The organism is Pseudomonas imrae, assembly GCF_046352735.2.
Classification (GTDB): Bacteria; Pseudomonadota; Gammaproteobacteria; order Pseudomonadales; family Pseudomonadaceae; genus Aquipseudomonas; species Aquipseudomonas imrae.
In genome coordinates this window covers 3,793,171-3,811,265 of sequence record NZ_CP110853.2, presented here as the reverse complement: position 1 = coordinate 3,811,265, position 18,095 = coordinate 3,793,171, and the positions used below count along the sequence as shown (strand labels likewise).

Annotated in this window: 17 protein-coding genes; 10 read left to right on the top strand and 7 right to left on the bottom strand. The window is 60.2% G+C overall.

Features of this window, described 5'->3' with window-relative positions:
• Positions 1 to 263: 263 nt before the first annotated feature.
• Both recQ and OQ460_RS17215 read left to right on the top strand, forming a co-directional pair.
• Positions 264 to 2,390, top strand: a complete 2,127-nt coding sequence (gene recQ, locus OQ460_RS17220) for a DNA helicase RecQ (protein WP_410018601.1) — start codon at positions 264 to 266, stop codon at positions 2,388 to 2,390.
• Positions 2,391 to 2,511: 121 nt separating this feature from the next.
• Positions 2,512 to 2,946, top strand: coding sequence for a MarR family transcriptional regulator (locus tag OQ460_RS17215; protein WP_410018600.1), 435 nt, complete (start codon positions 2,512 to 2,514; stop codon positions 2,944 to 2,946).
• Positions 2,947 to 2,994: 48 nt separating this feature from the next.
• Here OQ460_RS17215 and OQ460_RS17210 read toward each other — a convergent pair whose 3' ends face one another.
• Positions 2,995 to 5,184: a patatin-like phospholipase family protein gene (locus tag OQ460_RS17210; RefSeq protein ID WP_410022040.1), complete on the bottom strand. Its 2,190-nt coding sequence runs from the start codon at positions 5,182 to 5,184 to the stop codon at positions 2,995 to 2,997.
• A gap of 84 nt (positions 5,185 to 5,268) precedes the next feature.
• On the opposite strand from OQ460_RS17210, the gene OQ460_RS17205 reads away from it, so the two are divergent.
• Complete coding sequence (locus OQ460_RS17205) at positions 5,269 to 5,553, top strand: SelT/SelW/SelH family protein (protein ID WP_410018599.1); 285 nt, start codon at positions 5,269 to 5,271, stop codon at positions 5,551 to 5,553.
• A 36-nt stretch (positions 5,554 to 5,589) separates the two neighbouring features.
• On the opposite strand, the gene OQ460_RS17200 is transcribed toward OQ460_RS17205, so the two are convergent.
• From OQ460_RS17200 to OQ460_RS17190, 3 genes are all read right to left on the bottom strand, one after another.
• Positions 5,590 to 5,871: a hypothetical protein gene (locus OQ460_RS17200; RefSeq protein WP_410018598.1), complete on the bottom strand. Its 282-nt coding sequence runs from the start codon at positions 5,869 to 5,871 to the stop codon at positions 5,590 to 5,592.
• A 128-nt stretch (positions 5,872 to 5,999) separates the two neighbouring features.
• Entirely contained in the window at positions 6,000 to 6,881 is an 882-nt protein-coding gene (locus OQ460_RS17195) for a DMT family transporter (protein ID WP_410018597.1), read from the bottom strand.
• 94 nt (positions 6,882 to 6,975) lie between these two features.
• A complete protein-coding gene (locus OQ460_RS17190) occupies positions 6,976 to 7,734 on the bottom strand; it encodes a helix-turn-helix transcriptional regulator (RefSeq protein WP_410018596.1) in 759 nt (252 codons plus the stop codon).
• Positions 7,735 to 7,870: 136 nt separating this feature from the next.
• On the opposite strand from OQ460_RS17190, the gene OQ460_RS17185 reads away from it, so the two are divergent.
• Positions 7,871 to 8,680 (top strand): UDP-2,3-diacylglucosamine diphosphatase, encoded by an 810-nt coding sequence (locus tag OQ460_RS17185; RefSeq protein WP_410018595.1) that lies wholly within the window; start codon positions 7,871 to 7,873, stop codon positions 8,678 to 8,680.
• Between the two features lie 71 nt (positions 8,681 to 8,751).
• On the opposite strand, the gene OQ460_RS17180 is transcribed toward OQ460_RS17185, so the two are convergent.
• From OQ460_RS17180 to phhA, 3 genes are all read right to left on the bottom strand, one after another.
• Positions 8,752 to 9,951, bottom strand: coding sequence for an amino acid aminotransferase (locus tag OQ460_RS17180; protein WP_410018594.1), 1,200 nt, complete (start codon positions 9,949 to 9,951; stop codon positions 8,752 to 8,754).
• Positions 9,948 to 10,304 (bottom strand): 4a-hydroxytetrahydrobiopterin dehydratase, encoded by a 357-nt coding sequence (locus tag OQ460_RS17175; RefSeq protein WP_410018593.1) that lies wholly within the window; start codon positions 10,302 to 10,304, stop codon positions 9,948 to 9,950. Before OQ460_RS17175 ends, OQ460_RS17180 begins: the two co-directional genes overlap by 4 nt.
• A 105-nt stretch (positions 10,305 to 10,409) precedes the next feature.
• Positions 10,410 to 11,201: a phenylalanine 4-monooxygenase gene (gene phhA, locus OQ460_RS17170; protein WP_410018592.1), complete on the bottom strand. Its 792-nt coding sequence runs from the start codon at positions 11,199 to 11,201 to the stop codon at positions 10,410 to 10,412.
• Between the two features lie 277 nt (positions 11,202 to 11,478).
• Here phhA and OQ460_RS17165 point away from each other — a divergent pair, with 277 nt between their 5' ends.
• The 6 genes from OQ460_RS17165 (at position 11,479) to flgJ (ending at position 18,094) form a co-directional block, all read left to right on the top strand.
• The gene (locus tag OQ460_RS17165) at positions 11,479 to 13,041 is read left to right on the top strand and encodes a sigma-54-dependent transcriptional regulator (protein WP_410018591.1); all 1,563 of its coding nucleotides are present in this window, start codon (positions 11,479 to 11,481) and stop codon (positions 13,039 to 13,041) included.
• Positions 13,042 to 13,365: 324 nt separating this feature from the next.
• Positions 13,366 to 14,106, top strand: a complete 741-nt coding sequence (locus tag OQ460_RS17160) for a flagellar basal body rod protein FlgF (RefSeq protein ID WP_410018590.1) — start codon at positions 13,366 to 13,368, stop codon at positions 14,104 to 14,106.
• Between the two features lie 67 nt (positions 14,107 to 14,173).
• Positions 14,174 to 14,959, top strand: coding sequence for a flagellar basal-body rod protein FlgG (gene flgG, locus OQ460_RS17155; RefSeq protein ID WP_410018589.1), 786 nt, complete (start codon positions 14,174 to 14,176; stop codon positions 14,957 to 14,959).
• A gap of 53 nt (positions 14,960 to 15,012) precedes the next feature.
• Positions 15,013 to 15,708: a flagellar basal body L-ring protein FlgH gene (flgH, locus tag OQ460_RS17150; RefSeq protein WP_410018588.1), complete on the top strand. Its 696-nt coding sequence runs from the start codon at positions 15,013 to 15,015 to the stop codon at positions 15,706 to 15,708.
• Positions 15,709 to 15,735: 27 nt separating this feature from the next.
• On the top strand, positions 15,736 to 16,824 hold the full coding sequence (locus OQ460_RS17145) for a flagellar basal body P-ring protein FlgI (protein WP_410022039.1): 1,089 nt from the start codon (positions 15,736 to 15,738) through the stop codon (positions 16,822 to 16,824).
• A gap of 4 nt (positions 16,825 to 16,828) precedes the next feature.
• Positions 16,829 to 18,094 (top strand): flagellar assembly peptidoglycan hydrolase FlgJ, encoded by a 1,266-nt coding sequence (flgJ, locus tag OQ460_RS17140; RefSeq protein ID WP_410018587.1) that lies wholly within the window; start codon positions 16,829 to 16,831, stop codon positions 18,092 to 18,094.
• The last annotated feature ends 1 nt before the right edge of the window (position 18,095 follow it).

The following is an 18,095-nucleotide window of genomic DNA, read 5'->3' as shown; positions in this document are numbered from 1 at the left end:
TTGGGAATAAACGATGCTGAATTCTAGGCCTTCTTGAGCGCGCAGGCCAGCCGCTCGGCATATTTGCAAGGTTTTCAGTTGAGCCGCTATTCGTCAGCAGCGCCCTTTGCCGGGTGGGGCTCGGGTATACTGCCGCGTTTTGTGATGCCCTTGCAGGCCCGGCGCTTGTCGCGGGAAAAGTTCGCTTACGGATTATTTTCCGTCCGGACGCGCTTTTTCAGCCAGCCTGTACAGAGGGATTTCGGTGGAATTTGGAGTTTTTCATGCTTGAACAGGCTCAACGCGTCCTCAAGGACATCTTCGGCTACGACAGTTTTCGTGGCCGCCAGGGTGCAATCATTGAGCGCGTGGCCAGTGGCGGTGATGCACTGGTCTTGATGCCTACTGGCGGTGGCAAGTCGTTATGTTTCCAGGTGCCTGCGCTGTTGCGCGAAGGTCTGGCGGTGGTGGTTTCGCCGTTGATCGCGCTGATGGACGATCAAGTAGCGACCCTCGAAGAACTAGGTGTTGCCGCCGCCGCGTTGAACTCTACCTTGAGTGCCGAACAGCAGCGCGATCTTGCCGCCCGGATTCGACGGGGGGAAGTCAAAATGCTCTACCTGGCCCCTGAACGCCTGGTGCAGCCACGCATGCTGGCGTTTCTGCAGAGCCTGGAAATCTCCCTGTTCGCCATTGATGAAGCCCACTGCGTATCCCAGTGGGGCCATGATTTTCGGCGCGAATATCTGCAACTGGGGCAATTGGCTGAACTGTTCCCTGATGTGCCGCGTATCGCCCTGACGGCCACTGCCGACAAGCGGACCCGTGAAGAGATCGTTGAGCGCTTGCACTTGCAGAACGCCGAGCGCTTTCTTTCGAGTTTTGATCGCCCCAACATTTTTTACCGGATCGTGCCCAAGGAGCAGCCGCGCAAGCAGTTGCTCGCCTTTCTTTCGGAGCGGCGCAGCGACGCCGGCATCGTTTACTGCCTGTCGCGCAAGAAGGTCGATGAAGTCGCGGCGTTTCTCTGCGAACAGGGCTACCCCGCGTTGCCTTATCATGCAGGTCTTCCCAACGAACTCAGGGCCTACCACCAGAAGCGCTTCTTGAACGAAGAAGGCTTGATCATGGTTGCCACCATTGCGTTTGGCATGGGCATCGACAAATCCAACGTGCGTTTTGTCGCGCACATGGACTTGCCCAAGTCCCTCGAAGCCTACTATCAGGAAACCGGGCGTGCCGGGCGTGATGGCCTGCCGGCGGATGCCTGGATGGTCTATGGCCTGCAAGACGTAGTGATGCTCAAGCAGATGCTGCAGAACTCCGAAGGCGATGAACGGCACAAGCGTCTGGAGCAGCACAAACTCGATGCGATGTTGTCGCTGTGCGAAGAAACCCGTTGCCGTCGCCAGACGTTGCTCGCTTACTTCGACGAAGACATGCCGCAGCCTTGTGGCCACTGCGACAACTGTGTCGATGGCGTGCAGACTTGGGACGCCACCGAGCCTGCGCGGCAAGGCTTGTCGGCCATCTTCCGCACGGGTCAGCGGTATGGCGTCGGGCATCTGGTGGATGTGTTGCTGGGCAAGGATAACGAAAAAGTCCGCAGCTTCGGTCACCAACACTTGTCCGTCTACGGCGTAGGGAAGGCGCGGGCCGAAGGCGAGTGGCGGTCGTTGTTCCGGCAGATGGTTGCCCGTGGCCTGGTGGATATCGATCTGGAAGGCTACGGCGGGCTGCGCTTGAATGACAGCTGCAGGCCACTGCTCAAGGGGGAAGTCAGCCTTGAGCTGCGCCGCGACCTGAAACCGCAGACCACCGCCAAGAGCAGCACCAGCCAGGCCAGCCAATTGGTACGAGGCGAGGAGCGCGAACAGTGGGAAGCGCTGCGTGCGCTGCGGCGTAAACTGGCGCAGGAGCACAGCGTGCCGCCATACGTCATCTTTCCCGACTCCACCCTGCTTGAGATGCTCCGCGAACAGCCGATCACTATGGCAGAAATGGCCAGGGTCAGCGGTGTTGGTGCGCGCAAGTTGGAGCGGTATGGCCAGGCCTTCCTGGAAGTCCTCGGCGGCCAGGCTGAGGTGCCGAAGGAAATCGCCGATATCCGCCACGAATTGATCAGCTTGGCTCGTGCCGGCATGACCCCGATCCAGATTGCCGGGCAACTGCAATGCTCCGAAAAAAACGTCTACACCTTGCTTGCCGAGGCCATTGCCCAGCAGCAGTTATCCCTCGAGCAAGCCCTTGATCTGCCCGAAGACCTGCTGGGTGAAGTCCAGGACGCATTTCTCGACGGAGAGGGCGAATTACCGCCGGTTGCCGACATTGCGCCGCTGTTCACCGGACGGGTACCTGAGGGTGTCTTGTACTGTGTCAGGGCTGCGTTGCAGTCGGAATTCGAAGTTTAATGTGGCAATTACGACAATGTAACGAATCAGTACATAGCAAGCCTTGCCTACTGACAGGGGTCATGCTTAGCTGACTAATAATTAGCCAAACTTTATTTTCAGTCTAATCCATGAGTTTTTTATGCCGTTAACCGATCAACACCGTTTTGGCATGCAGTTGGCGCAAATGTCTCGAGGCTGGCGTGCCGAATTGGATCGTCGCTTGGCGGGGCTGGGTTTGTCCCAGGCTCGCTGGCTGGTGCTGCTGCATCTGGCACGCTTCGATGAAGCGCCGACTCAACGAGAGCTGGCGCAAAGCGTCGGGGTAGAAGGGCCGACACTCGCGCGGTTGCTGGACAGTCTGGAAAGCCAGGGCCTGGTGCAGCGCCAGGCCGTGGTCGAAGACCGTCGCGCCAAACGCATTGTGCTGTGCGATACCGCCTGCCCATTGATCGAGCAGATCGAAACGATTGCCACGGCCTTGCGCCATGAGCTGTTTGTCGGCGTGGACGAAGAGGAATTGGCGGTGTGCATGCGAGTGCATGGGCACATCCTGGCGAATCTGGAAAAGTCCTGAGTCACGCCTTGATCGTTCCCTCGTGTGGGAACGATCACATTGCACTATTCAGAACGTCTGGCCCAGGTTCAGGTACACCGCCTTCTGATTGGCATCGTTAAACCCGTAGCTGAAGTTCAATGGTCCCAGCGGTGTATCAAATCCGAGGAAAATACTCGCGGCGTTGATATAGCCGCTGTCGAACTCGTTATCGTTGTTCCAGGCCCGTCCCCGTTCCAGCGATGCGCCCAAGTACAGCGGGAAGTCCAGCGGCAAATACGAGCGCGGAGTCAGGCGACGGTAGTAGACCGCGCGCATCAGGCTGATGTTCTGCCCCGAAATTGCGTCCTGGCGAAAGCCTGACAATTGTCGGGCGCCTCCCAGCAGGAAGCTGGAAATCACCACGTCCGAATCATCCAGGGTACGTCCGTAGCGCCCGCCCAGTACCAGCGTGTCCGGGCCGTGGCTCATGGCCTTGTCCAGCTTGAGCTCCCACTGTCGATAGCGCTGGTCGGAGCCCAGGCCAGGTTCAAATTCACGGAATGCCAGGCCGATTTCTTCGCCAGTGTGGGGGAAGTAGACGTTGTCCAAAGAGTCGAAGGAGTACTTCAATTCGTAGAAGCCCTCGTTGAAGCTGACGCTTGGCAAGTCCTGCTCGCCAATGCGTACATCGGCCTTGCCCCAGGCTTCGCCGATGCCGAAACGGATCTCGCCGCTGTTGCCGATTTGCCGACCGACGTTCAAGCCAAAGCCGTAGCGTTCCAGGCGGTATTGCGCAATGGGGTCGTCTTCGAGGGCCAATTCGACGTTTTGTGCCTGGGCACTGATGTAGGGCGCGATGAAGTAGCGGGAGCCGGTGTCCATCGGCTGATAGAACTCGCTGTAAAGCTCTTGCCGGTCGCCGATCTGTACCCGGGTCAACCATTCGGCACCAAGGCGATTGATGCCGTTGACGCGGTAGCTGGCGCCGAGGTTGAAGGCGCTGTCGCCACGCATGTCATCGGACAGGTTCAGGCCTAGGCGCAGGTAGTCAGTGCCACTGCGTTTGCCCCGGGCGCTGATTACCAGGGTATTGTCCTTGCCTTTTTTTACTACCCGATATTGCACCTGTTCGAAGTAATCCAGGCCATACAGGGTGCCCATGTCCGATTTCAGTCGACCCAGGTCCAAGGGCTCGTCGAGGGGTTGGCGGATGTAGTAACGGATCACGTCATCGCCAACTTTCGAGTCATTCTCCACTTTGATGGCCGTGATCTTTGGATTGCGCTGGCTCGGTGTGCGCGAGGCGGTCAGTTCGGCATCTGCCGATGCTTCGGGGCGCAGGCGGGCCAAGCGCATATCCAGGGCGCGGGTGGCGCGGTAGCCGGCATCGATCATGTCCTTGGCGCGACCGAAATCCGTTACACCATAAGCCGCCAGCGGCGGTTGGATCAGTACGTCGCCAGGATGCAGCGCCTTGAGCTGTTCTTCGGAGTTACTGCGGGTCATCAGGGTAATGGACTGGTTGAGCACATCCACCACGGTTGTCAACTGCTTGCGGCTGCGCAGTGGCGTGCCGATGTCCACGACTATGGCAATGTCCACGCCCATTTCTCGCGCCACATCCAACGGGATGTTGTCGGTCATGCCGCCATCTACCAACAGGCGGCCGTCCAGTTCCACCGGCGCGAAGACTGCAGGGATCGACATGCTGGCGCGAATCACTTGAGGCAGGTGGCCTTTGCGAAATACCACCTTTTCGCCGCTGGTGATATCGGTGGCGACCGCCCGGAACGGAATCGGTAATTTGTCGAAATCCCGGGTGTTACTGCTGTGGGCGAACATGCTTTCCAGCAGCAACGTCAGGTTCTGGCCCTGGATCACGCCCAGCGGCAGGCCGAGGCTGCCATCATCGCGAAAGCTGAGCTTTTGCTTGACCAGGAAGTCGCGGTCGTCCTGTTTACGACGAAACGGTACGTCTTCGCGTGGCGGTGCATCGGACAATGCCAGTTGCCAGTCGATGTTCAGGGCCAGCTTTTCCAGTTCGTCGATCTTGTAGCCCGACGCGTAAAGCCCACCAATCACTGCCCCCATGCTGGTACCGGCGATGGCGTCGATGTGAATGCCTTGCTCCTCGAGTGCCTTGAGTACACCAATGTGGGCCAGGCCACGGGCCGCGCCCCCGGAGAGCACCAGGCCGACCTTCGGCCGAGGGGTATCAACGGCTTGCACAAGGGGGGGGAGCAGGCACAGCAGCAGGCAGGACAACAAGCGGAGCATCATCAATCTCGGGGCTGGACGATAAAGGCCGCTATTATAGCCCTCCGATCAACCTGTCCCGTTATGTCTGGAGCCTGTCATTTTATGTCTGCGTCCAAGCCCGAGATTGTCATCACCTATTGCACGCAATGTCAGTGGTTGCTGCGCGCTGCGTGGTTGGCCCAGGAGTTGTTGAGCACGTTTGCCGACGACCTGGGCAAAGTCGCGCTGGAGCCCGCCACCGGTGGCGCGTTCCGCATCACCTGCAACGATGTGCAGATTTGGGAGCGCAAGGCCGATGGCGGGTTTCCGGAGGCCAAGGTGCTCAAGCAGCGGGTGCGTGACCAGATCGACCCGCAGCGTGACCTGGGGCACAACGATCGTCCTTAATAAGCGACGGTTACCCCAGCATGAACGGACGACAGGTCATTTCTGCGCCATCTTGTTTTTGATCCAGCCGACGACAAATGTCAGGACCAGCCCGCCGACGCCACCGCCGACGATATTGCTGCCGACCGCCGCGACATCCATCGCCCCGCCAGCCGGCATGCCGGTGACGGCTGCGAGAATCTGGCCCAACACCAGGCCGCCAACCCCGCCGACCACGGTGTTTAGTCCTGAGCCCAGGCCTTGCTTGCTTAAACCGGCCAAATTACCGCCGATCGCACCACTGATGATTTGAATGATCAGGCTGATGAACATGTCCATGCTGAAACTCCTGCCTAGCGTTTAGGGTGTGACCACTCGCATGCAGCAACTTCAAGGACCATGGCTGTCGTCGAGGAGTCTGTATCCGTTGAACGACTACTGACTGTTGCGGACAGTAAAAGTATAGATCAGGCCACGGCAGCCGGTTGTTTGGCCTTGCCGGGGTTGCCCATGAGGCCTGAGACGACGATGGCGACGATGATCAGCGTACCGCCCAGCAGCATGCGCAGGGTCGGGTTTTCGTCGAACAACAACCAGGCCACGGTGATGCCGTAGACCGGTTCCATTGCAAATACCACCGCTGCCGTGCGCGCCTTGAGCACGGCGAGGCTGGCGACAAACAGGCTGTGGGCCAGACCGGTACAGAACACGCCCAGCAGTCCGATCCACAACCAGTCCAAGGCGCGTACGTCGGCCAGCCCGGGCGCCGCCACGGGCAGCAAACACAGCGCCACGACCACGTTCTGACACAGTGCGGCTTGCACGGGCGGGATGCGGCCGCTGGCGCGGTTGTTCAGTGACAGCAGCGAGAACAGCAGGCCGGAGCCGACCGCCCAGATCAGGCCGCTGGTGGCCTGGCTGGCGAGATCGAAATCCGGCGTGACCAGCACCAGGCCGACACTGACCAGTATCACCAGGACAATCTCGTTGGCGCGAATCCGTTCACGGAAAATCAACCCCTCGAGAATCACCGTGAACGCCGGGAAGGTGGTGAAGCCCAGCGTCGCAATCGCCACGCCGGCGACCTTCACCGCGATAAAAAAACTCACCCAGTGCCCGGCCAGCAGCAGGCCACTCAGCAGCAAGCGCCGCCAGTCGGCGCTGTACAGCTTCTTCCACGGCGTACGGCTGGCAAAGCGCGTGAATACGGCCAGCGCGATCACGGCGAAGGCGGCCCGACCAAACACGATCATGCTCGGCGACGCGGCGGCGAGCTTGCCGAAAACGCCGGTGAGACCAAACATCAATGCACCGATGTGCAGGGCGCCGAGGGCGGTGCGGGGAGTCATGGCAATCCTTGAAAGCAGTCAACAGACAGGCGCCCAGTGTAGATCTGTGTGGGCCACGACGTCTGTCGTCCAGCTCATGGGTTTTGTCGCAGGACTAGCGCGGATTGTCGAGCCGTCGCAAGGCGCCGGGCGAGCTGCCAAACTCGCGCAACACCGCTGCGGCAAAGGCGCTTTGCGACCCGTAGCCGACCCGTGCGGCGACTTCACCGATGGGCAATTGACTGTCTCGCAGCAATCCACGCGCCATCTGCAAGCGTCTGGCGCGGATATAGTCCATCGGCGTTTGCCCGCATTCGGCGAGAAAACGCGCATGCAGCCGGGCGACCGACAGGTCGGCGAGGCGGGCCAGGTCTGCTACTTGCAACGGGTAGGCAGCCTGTTGATCGATAAGGGTGTTGAACGCGCCATAAGGCAGGCGTCGCGCCCGGTGTTGGGCAACTGACTGGCCATTGAGTGAGGCCAGCAGCAAGATCGCACCTTGCTGGGCGATCAGCGCGTCGTCCAGCGGGCTGCTCGCCAACCAGTTGACCAATTGGCCTTGCCGGGCATCCAGCGCCACGCGCGCGGGTTGATCCAGCAGGCGGCGGCTGGCGTCGGCGTGTTCCCCCAGCGACTGCACCACCCACTGCTCATCAGGCACATCCAGTACCAGGCAATGACTGCCCTGGGAACTGCCGCAGGCGTGATGCGTGGAGAAGGGCAGGACCATGACGCCTTGCGGGCATACTTCGCCACCAACACCTTCCACCTCGAAGTCCAGGCGACCGGCCAGGCCGAACACCAGTTGTGCATGGTCGTGACTATGAGCAATCAGGTCGTGGGTGTAGTGACGCAGGGTCAGGGTCGGTCGCATTGCAGTCTCTCCCGGGCAGGCCGCCAGTCTACACCGCCTGGCGTCCGGCGAGCGCTGTCATCAGACTGACCCAACACTGTCATGGGCTATTAATCGCCAGGGAGCAAGCTCGCGAAAACACCGTTGAGGTATGCCTATGACCAGCGCCGAGCTCGCCAAACCCAGCCGCAAGCAACGGGTACGTACCCTGTGGATCTCCGACGTGCATCTGGGTACCCGGGATTGCCAGGCTGAGCATCTGTCGCGGTTTCTCAAGGGCTACCACGCCGACCGGGTGTATCTGGTCGGCGATATCATCGACGGCTGGAAAATGCGCGGCGGCATGTATTGGCCACAGGCTCACACCAATGTGATCCGTCGCCTGCTGACCATGAGCAAGCGCGGTACTGAGGTGATCTACGTCACCGGCAACCACGATGAATTCCTGCGCCGTTACTCAAAGCTGATCCTGGGCAATATCCAGCTGGTGGACGAAGCGGTTCACGTGACCGCCGACGGTCGACATTTGTTGGTCATTCACGGTGACCAGTTTGATGTCATCACCCGCTATCACCGTTGGCTGGCGTTCCTCGGTGATTCAGCCTACGAATTTACCCTGACTCTCAACCGCTGGCTGAACCACTGGCGCGCCCGTTATGGCTATGGGTACTGGTCGCTGTCGGCTTACCTCAAGCACAAGGTGAAAACCGCCGTGAGTTTTATCAGTGACTTCGAAGAGGCGATCGCCCATGAGGTGACCCGGCGCGACTTGCATGGGGTGGTATGCGGGCATATCCATCACGCGGAAATTCGCAAGGTCGGCGAGGTGGACTACCTCAACTGTGGTGATTGGGTGGAGTCGTGTACCGCGTTGATCGAACACTGGGACGGGCATATCGAGCTGTATCGGTTGGCCGATGCCCAGGCCAGGGAGGCGCAGCTCAAGGCTGAGATGGTCGTGGGTTAAAGCGGATGTTTCTCGGTCAACTCAGGTAAATGTGGGAGCGGGCTTGCTCCCACACTTTGATCGGGTTTTCCTCAGGCCTTGCACACATCTGCAATGGCTTCGGCCAGCAGGCCCAACCGTGTTTCATCAAACCCTGCGACGTTCGCACGCCCGGAGTTGACCATGTACACACTGTGTTTTTCCCGCAGTTTCTGGACCTGCCCGGCATTCAAGCCGGTATAGGAAAACATCCCGCGCTGCACGCCAATATGCGCGAAGCGCTCAGATAATCCATGGGGAGCCAGCGCTTCTACCAAGCCTGTGCGCAACTGCGCGATCCGCGAGCGCATGGCCTCGACTTCGGTGCCCCAGAGCTGTTTGAGCTCGGTGTCGCCGAGAATGGTCGCGACGACGGCAGCACCATGATCCGGCGGGGTCGACCACAGGTTGCGGGCGATAAACGCCAATTGGCTGCGTACATCCAGCAGTTTTTCCGCGTCGTGGGTGCAGACGATCAGCGCACCCACGCGGTCGCTGTACAAACCGAAGTTCTTCGAGCACGAACTGGTGATCAGCACTTCCGGCAGCTCGGTTGCAAACAACCTCACCGCCCAGGCGTCCTGCTCCAGGCCATCGCCAAATCCCTGGTAGGCGAAGTCGATCAGCGGCAGCAGCTGGCGCTCGCGGACAATCTCCAGCACCTGGCGCCAGTCGTCCTGGGACAGGTCGAAGCCGGTGGGGTTGTGGCAGCAGGCGTGCAGCAGCACCACGTCACCCTTGGGCACGCTGGCCAGGGTTGCGAGCATGGCCGCCACGTCCAGGCGATTGTCGCTGCCCACATAAGGGTAATGGCTGACCTTGAGCCCGGCCTTGGCAAAGATGGTTTCGTGGATCGGCCATGTCGGATCGCTCAACCATACGCCGCGACCGGGCAGGCTCTGGGCGATGAAGTCGGCGCTCAGGCGCAAGGCACCCGTACCGCCGGGGGTTTGGGTGGCGCCGGCACGGCGCTCCTTGAGCAGCGCTGACTCGGCACCCAGCACCAACTCGGCGATCAATTTGCCGAAAGCAGGGTCGCCATGGCCGCCGATATAGGTCTTGGTGGTCTGTTGTTCTACCAGTCGCTGCTCGGCGCGTTTTACCGCTTGCAGGATCGGCGTCAGGCCCTGGGCATCCTTGTAGACGCCCACGCCAAGATCGAATTTCTGCGCACTGGGATCCTTCGCATAGGACTCCATCAGCCCCAGGATCGGGTCTCCGGGGACTCGGCCAATCGCGGCGAAATGCATCACTTGCGGCCCTCGGCATCCTTGGCCACTTCGTCAGTGCGCGCGGCCATGATGAAGTCGTTGCGGTGCAGGCCCTTGATGGAATGGCTCCACCAGGTCACGGTGACTTTGCCCCACTCGGTGAGCAGGCCTGGGTGGTGGCCTTCGGCTTCGGAGATCTCGCCCATGGCGTTGGTGAAGGCCAGGGCGAATTTGAAATTCTTGAACAGGAAGACTTTTTCCAATCGCATCACGCCATCGCGGACTTCGATGTTCCAGTCTGGGATCTGCTTGAGCAGCACCGGCAATTCTTCGTCGCTGACTTGCGGGGCATCGGCACGGCAGGCTTCGCAATGGGCTTGGTTCAATGTGGTCATGAGCATGTTCCTGAAATCGAGTATTTGGAGTTCGGTCACAAGTAGCGTCACCCTAAAGCAACGCGCGGCCAGGGAACAGACTCACCTGGCGGTAAAAGCAGCCGTTCACGCCGCCTTGGGTTTGGGTGGGAACAGCGGCGTGTGCAGGCCCAACTGCATACCGCGCTCGACCATGCCCATGATGTCTTCCTGTGCGACTTCGAACAGGCGCTTGAGGTTGGGCAGGGCAAAGTACAAAGGTTGCAGGATGTCGATGCGATAAGGCGTGCGCATGGCTTCCAGCGGATCGAAGGCTTGGTGCTTGGGCTCGTCCGACAGGCAATACACGGTTTCCTTGGGAGAGGACAGGATACCGCCGCCGTAGATGCGTCGACCTTCGGGCGTGTCCACCAGCCCGAACTCGATGGTCATCCAATACAGGCGAGCCAGGTAAACGCGCTGCTCTTTAGTCGCTGCAAGGCCGAGCTTGCCGTAAGTGTGGGTGAACTCCGCGAACCAAGGGTTGGTCAGCAGTGGGCAGTGGCCGAATATCTCGTGGAAAATGTCCGGCTCTTGCAGGTAATCCAGTTCTTCGCGGGTACGAATAAAGGTCGCTACTGGAAACTGCTTGTTTGCGAGCAATTCAAAAAAGGTTTGGAAGGGGATCAGCGCCGGTACCCGGGCTACTTGCCAGCCAGTGGTTTGGGCCAGCACTTTATTGATTTCCGCCAGTTGCGGAATACGGTCGTGGGGCAGGCCGAGCTTGTCGATACCGTCCAGGTATTCCTGGCAGGCACGACCTTCGATCACTTTCAATTGGCGCGTGATCAGAGTGTTCCACACCGCGTGTTCTTCAGGCGGGTAGTGGATAAAACCTTGCGCATCGGGCTCGCGGGCCACGTATTGCGTCTGCTTCATACAGCTCTCCTGCTAGGCATTCGTTCTTGTTATGTCCTGCTATGTGTCTATTGATACGCCTCTTGTCGACGGATTCCAGCGACTGTTAGCCGAGTTTGGTAGGAAAAGTCACGGTTTTTTGTAAAGTATTCGTTACGATAAGCGCGCAACGCACTGTGTATTGCGATTTTCCGGTGTAAAAAGCGTAAGCGGTGTCACATAATCTTGACGACTATCTGCGTCCAGCGGCAAAAAGACGCGGCCCCAGCAGCCCTTCTATAACAATCCGGGCCATTTCATGCGTATCAAAGTGCATTGCCAGAACCGCATTGGCATCCTGCGGGACATCCTCAATCTGCTGGTGGAATACGGCGTCAACGTGGCCAAGGGCGAGGTCGGTGGCGAACACGGCAATGCCATTTACTTGTACTGCCCGAACCTGGTGAACATGCAGTTCCAGGCGCTGCGTCCGCAATTCGAGGCAATTGCCGGGGTATTTGGCGTCAAGCGCGTAGGGCTGATGCCCAGCGAGCGTCGGCATATGGAACTCAATGCCTTGCTGGGGGCGTTGGAGTTCCCGGTGTTGTCCATCGACATGGGCGGTTCGATTGTCGCGGCCAACCGTGCGGCGGCACAGCTGCTCGGGGTACGGGTGGATGAAGTGCCCGGCATACCGTTGTCGCGTTACGCCGAGGATTTCGACCTGCCAGAGCTGGTGCGCGCCAGCAAATCGCGGATCAATGGTTTGCGGGTCAAGGTCAAGGGCGACGTATTCCTCGCCGACATTGCACCGCTGCAATCCTCGGAGCACGACGACAGCGAAGCCATGGCCGGGGCCGTGCTGACCCTGCACCGTGCGGACCGGGTCGGTGAGCGAATCTACAATGTGCGCAAGCAAGAGTTGCGCGGCTTCGATAGTATTTTCCAAAGCTCCAGGGTGATGGCCGCTGTGGTCCGCGAGGCCCGGCGCATGGCGCCGCTGGATGCGCCGCTATTGATAGAGGGCGAAACCGGCACCGGCAAGGAGTTGCTGGCCCGCGCCTGTCACCTCGCCAGCCCTCGAGGGCAATCGCCATTGATGGCACTCAATTGCGCAGGCTTGCCAGAGTCCATGGCTGAAACCGAGCTGTTCGGCTACGGCCCCGGCGCTTTCGAAGGAGCACGGGCCGAGGGTAAGTTGGGGCTGCTGGAGTTGACGGCGGGAGGTACGCTGTTTCTCGACGGTGTCGGTGAAATGAGCGCGCGTTTGCAGGCCAAGTTATTGCGTTTCTTGCAGGACGGTTGCTTTCGCAGGGTCGGCAGTGATGAAGAGGTGTACCTGGATGTACGGGTGATTTGCGCGACCCAGGTAGATTTGTCGGAACTGTGTGCTCGCGGTGAGTTTCGTCAGGATTTGTACCATCGGTTGAATGTGCTTTCCCTGCATATTCCGCCGTTGCGTGAATGCCTGGATGGGTTGGCGCCGCTGGTCGAGCACTTTCTTGACCAGGCCAGTCGGCTGATTGGCTGTCCGCTGCCCAAACTGGCGCCAGCGGCCATGGATCGGCTCGGTCATTATCATTGGCCGGGGAATGTGCGGCAGCTGGAGAACGTGCTGTTTCAGGCGGTGTCGTTGTGTGAGGGCGGCACGGTCAAGGCTGAGCATATTCGCTTGCCGGATTACGGCGTGCGTCAGCCGCTTGGCGATTTTTCCCTTGAGGGCGGCCTGGAAGAGATTGTCGGGCGGTTTGAAAAGGCGGTGCTGGAAAGCCTGTATGCCGAGCATCCCAGCAGTCGGTTGCTGGGTAAGCGTTTGGGCGTTTCCCACACCACCATCGCCAATAAATTGCGCGATTACGAAGTGCTCAAGGCCGACAAGTAACCCCTGACAGAGCTCAATCAAAAAAGTGGGAACGGGCTTGCTCGCGATTGCGATGTGTCAGTTGAAAGATTCTTGCCTGACACACCGCAATCGTGAGCAAGCCCGCTGCCACATCAGATCTCTCACCTTAGCGCTCTATTGCCGGTAAGCGGCATAACCCCGCCGTTTTTCCGACTCATCTTTCAGCCCGAATCCCTCCCGGCCACCCCGCAACCCCTTGTCCCGCCTACCTTTGCGCAAAATCCAGAAAGTTGGTGCGCAAATTGCAAAACACTCCTCAGTACAGCGGTGGGCGGCAAACGTCCGTCAGAAAGAGGAATGAGCGTGGACAAGTACCTTTATGTGGCAATGACCGGCGCCAGCCAGAACGCACTGGCGCAAAAGGCTCATGCCAACAATCTGGCGAACATTTCCACCAACGGTTTTCAGCGTGACCTGGAACAGGCTCGCTCGATGCCGGTGTTTGGTGACAGCTTTCCGGCGCGGGCGTTTGCCTTGACCGAGCGGCCGGGCACCGATTTTTCTCCGGGCTCGATGGTCGAGACCGGGCGCGACCTGGACGTCGCTGTCGGTGGCGACGGCTGGATCGCCGTGCAAACCCCCGACGGCGGTGAAGCCTACGTGCGCACCGCCAGCATGAACATCGACGCGCTCGGCGTACTGCGCGCCGGCAACGGCATGCCGATCATGGGCAATGGCGGGCCGATCGCGGTGCCGCCCGAGCAGAAAGTCGAAGTGGGCGAAGACGGCACCATCAGCATCCGCGCCATGGGCGAAGGCCCGCGGGTGATGGCCGAGGTGGACCGCATCAAACTGGTCAAGCCGGACCTGGCCAATATGACCAAGGGCCTGGACGGTGCGATCCACACCAAGGATGGCCAGCCAGCGCCGGTCGACGCCAGCGTCAAGGTGGTCTCGGGTTTCCTGCAGTCGAGCAACGTCAATGCCGTCGAAGAAATGACCGCGGTGCTGGCCCTGTCCAAGCAGTTCGAGTTGCACGTGAAAATGATGAACAGCGCCAAGGAAGACGACCAGGCCATGACCCGTGTCATGCAGATGAGCTGATTGCAGCCCCACTGAAAACCAATTTTGTGACGCGGCGCCAACAAACAGGCGCACGAAGGAGAACAGCATGCTTCCGGCTCTATGGGTTGCCAAAACCGGCTTGTCCGCTCAGGACACCAACCTGACCGTTATTTCCAACAACCTGGCGAACGTTTCGACCACCGGCTTCAAGCGTGACCGCGCCGAGTTCCAGGACCTGCTCTATCAGATCAAGCGCCAGCCTGGTGCCCAGTCGACCCAGGACAGCGAGCTGCCGTCGGGCCTGCAAGTCGGTACCGGTGTAGCGATTGTCGGTACGCAGAAGAACTTCACGGCCGGCAACCTGCAGCAGACCGGTCAGCCGCTGGACATGGCGATCAACGGGCGCGGTTTTTTCCAGATTCTGCAACCGGACGGCACCACGTCCTACACCCGTGACGGTACATTTCATCTGGATTCCAACGGCCAGGTGGTGACCGCCAACGGCTTTGCGCTGGAGCCGGCGATTGTCGTGCCCAACGATGCACAAACCTTTACCGTCGGCGCCGACGGCACTGTGTCGGTCACTATCGCCGGTAACCCGGCGGCGCAAGTGATCGGCAACCTGCAGACCGCCGACTTCATCAACCCGGCCGGCTTGCAAGCCACGGGTAACAACCTGTTCCTGGAAACCGCCGCCAGTGGTGCGCCGCAAGTCGGCACGCCGGGGCTCAACGGTTTTGGTCTCACTCTGCAAAACACCCTGGAAACCTCCAACGTCAGCACCGTTGAAGAAATGGTCAACATGATCACCACGCAACGTGCCTATGAAATGAACTCCAAGGTGATTTCCACCGCCGACCAGATGCTCTCGTTCGTAACGCAGAATCTGTAATCAAGTCCATGACGCGTCGTTCGGCGCGTCTGCAACACCGTGAGGTAAGGGTCATGAGTCGCTTTTTTTCTGTTCTGGCATTGAGTGGGGTTGCCGTGCTCGCGGGCTGCGTCGCGCCGACGCCAAAACCCAATGACCCATACTACGCGCCGGTATTGCCGCGTACGCCGCTGCCTGCTGCCGCCAACAATGGCTCGATCTACCAGGCGGGCTTTGAACAGAATCTGTACAGCGACCGCAAGGCCTTCCGGGTCGGTGACATCATCACCATCACACTCAACGAGCGCACCACAGCGAGCAAGAACGCCAACTCCCAGGTGGCCAAGAACAGCAAGACCGGCATCGGCCTGAGCTCGCTCTTCGGTGGCGGCTTGAGCACCAACAACCCGTTGGGTAGCGGTGACTTGAGCCTGGACGTCGGCTACAGCGGCGACCGCAACACCAACGGCAGCAGCAAGGCAGGGCAGGGCAACAGCCTGGTGGGGTCGATCACGGTGACCGTGGCCGACGTGTTGCCCAACGGCATCATTGCCGTACGTGGCGAGAAATGGATGACCCTCAACACCGGTGACGAGCTGGTGCGTATTGCCGGCATGGTGCGGGCGGACGATATCGCCACCGATAACACCGTGCCGTCTACGCGGGTCGCCGATGCGCGCATCACCTATTCGGGTACGGGTTCGTTTGCCGACGCCAGCCAACCGGGCTGGTTTGACCGTTTCTTCCTTAGCCCGCTGTTCCCTTTCTAGGTGGTCACTTTGAAATTCAGACAGCTGATGGCTGCCGTGTTGTTGCTTTCCCTGGGCGCTGGCGCCCAGGCCGAGCGTCTCAAGGACATCGCCAGTATTTCCGGGGTGCGCACCAACCAGTTGATCGGCTATGGACTGGTGGTGGGGCTCAACGGCACGGGCGACCAGACGACCCAGACCCCGTTCACCTTGCAGACCTTCAATAACATGCTCTCGCAGTTCGGGATCAAGGTGCCGCCAGGCTCGGGCAACGTGCAGTTGAAGAACGTTGCGGCGGTGTCCATCAGTGCCGACCTACCGGCATTCGCCAAGCCGGGGCAGGTGGTGGACATCACCGTGTCGTCCATCGGCAACTCCAAAAGCCTGCGCGGCGGCACTTTGCTGATGACCCCGCTCAAAGGTATCGACGGCAACGTCTACGCCATTGCCCAGGGCAACCTGGTGGTGGGCGGCTTCGATGCCGAGGGCCGCGACGGCTCGAAGATCACCGTCAACGTGCCGTCGGCCGGACGAATTCCCGGTGGTGCCACGGTCGAACGCACCGTGCCCAGCGGTTTCAACCAAGGCAACAGTCTGACCCTGAACCTCAACCGTTCAGACTTCACCACCGCCAAGCGTGTCGTGGACAAGATCAACGATCTGCTCGGCCCAGGCGTGGCCCAGGCCATCGATGGCGGTTCGGTCCGGGTGACGGCGCCACTGGACCCGAGCCAGCGCGTGGATTACCTGTCGATCCTGGAAAACCTCGAGGTCGATCCGGGCCAGGCGGTGGCCAAGGTCATTATCAACTCGCGCACAGGCACCATTGTGATCGGCCAGAACGTCAAGGTTTCACCGGCGGCGGTCACCCACGGCAGCCTCACGGTGACTATTACCGAAGACCCGATTGTCAGCCAGCCCGGGCCGTTCTCCAACGGCGAAACGGCGGTGGTTCCGCGCTCGCGGGTCAACGCCCAGCAAGAAGCCAAGCCGATGTTCAAGTTCGGCCCCGGCACCACCCTGGACGAGATCGTCCGCGCGGTGAACCAGGTGGGCGCAGCGCCCGGCGACTTGATGGCGATCCTCGAAGCCCTGAAACAGGCCGGCGCCTTGCAAGCCGACCTGATCGTGATTTGAGGTCATGGCCATGGACATGCGCAAGAGCGGTATAAGCAGTACGGCGGACTCGGGTTCCTATTCCGACCTCAATCGGCTTAACCAGCTCAAATTTGGAGACAAGAACAGCGAAGGCAACATGCGCAAGGTCGCGCAGGAGTTCGAGTCGCTGTTCCTCAACGAAATGCTCAAGTCCATGCGTTCGGCCACCGACGCACTGGGCAAGGACAACCCGCTCAACACGCCGGCGGCCAAGCAGTATCAGGAAATGTACGACCAGCAATTGGCGGTCTCGTTGTCCCGCGAGGGCGGCGGTATCGGCCTGGCGGATGTGCTGCTGCGCCAGATGCAAAAGAACAAGCCGGTAGAGGGGCAGGCCTCGACCTTGCAAGGCCCGGAGCAGGCGCCGAAGAAAGTCGATGTGCCGACACCGATTGCCGCTGGCACCCTGGCAGATGGCCCGTTGGGCCGCTCCAACGGCCAGCGTCCATTGTGGGCATCGCGAGTGGCCGTGGCGCCACGGGCGGATGACGCCACCCTGCACAGCAACGACATGGCGTTGATGAACCAGCGGCGGATTGCCCTGCCGAGCAAGCTGACCGATCGCCTGCTGGCCGGCATCGTGCCGGGCGCCCAGGCGGACAGCGGCGCCAAGGCTGCGCCATTGCGCAACACTGCCCTGCAAGATGGCGTGATCAACGGCGCGGCCCGCAGCTTTGCGGTGCGCGATTCAAACATGCAGATCTACGGCCGGGCCGTGGCCCAGCCGCCGCTGGCGCCGGCGAAGAAGGCGTTCAGTTCACAAGACGAATTTGTGTCGACCATGTTGCCGATGGCCAGGCAGGCCGCCGAGCGCATTGGCATCGATCCGCGCTACCTGGTGGCCCAGGCGGCCCTGGAAACCGGCTGGGGCAAATCGGTGATGCGCCAGCAAGACGGCTCCAGCAGCCACAACCTGTTCGGCATCAAGGCCGGGCAAAGCTGGCAGGGCGCTCAGGCGCGGGCGATCACCAGCGAGTTTCGCAACGGCGCGATGGTCAAGGAAACGGCGCAGTTCCGTTCCTACGATTCCTACCAGGACAGCTTCCATGACCTCGTGACGTTGTTGCAAAGCAATGAAAGATATAAAGAAGTTCTGAAATCGGCCGATAACCCGGAACAATTTGTGCGCGAGTTGCAGAGAGCCGGTTACGCAACCGATCCGAACTACGCCAACAAGATTTCGCAGATCGCCAAAACGATGAACAGCTACCAGAACTTCGCTGCCGCGGGCGCTTCCACTCTTTTATAAG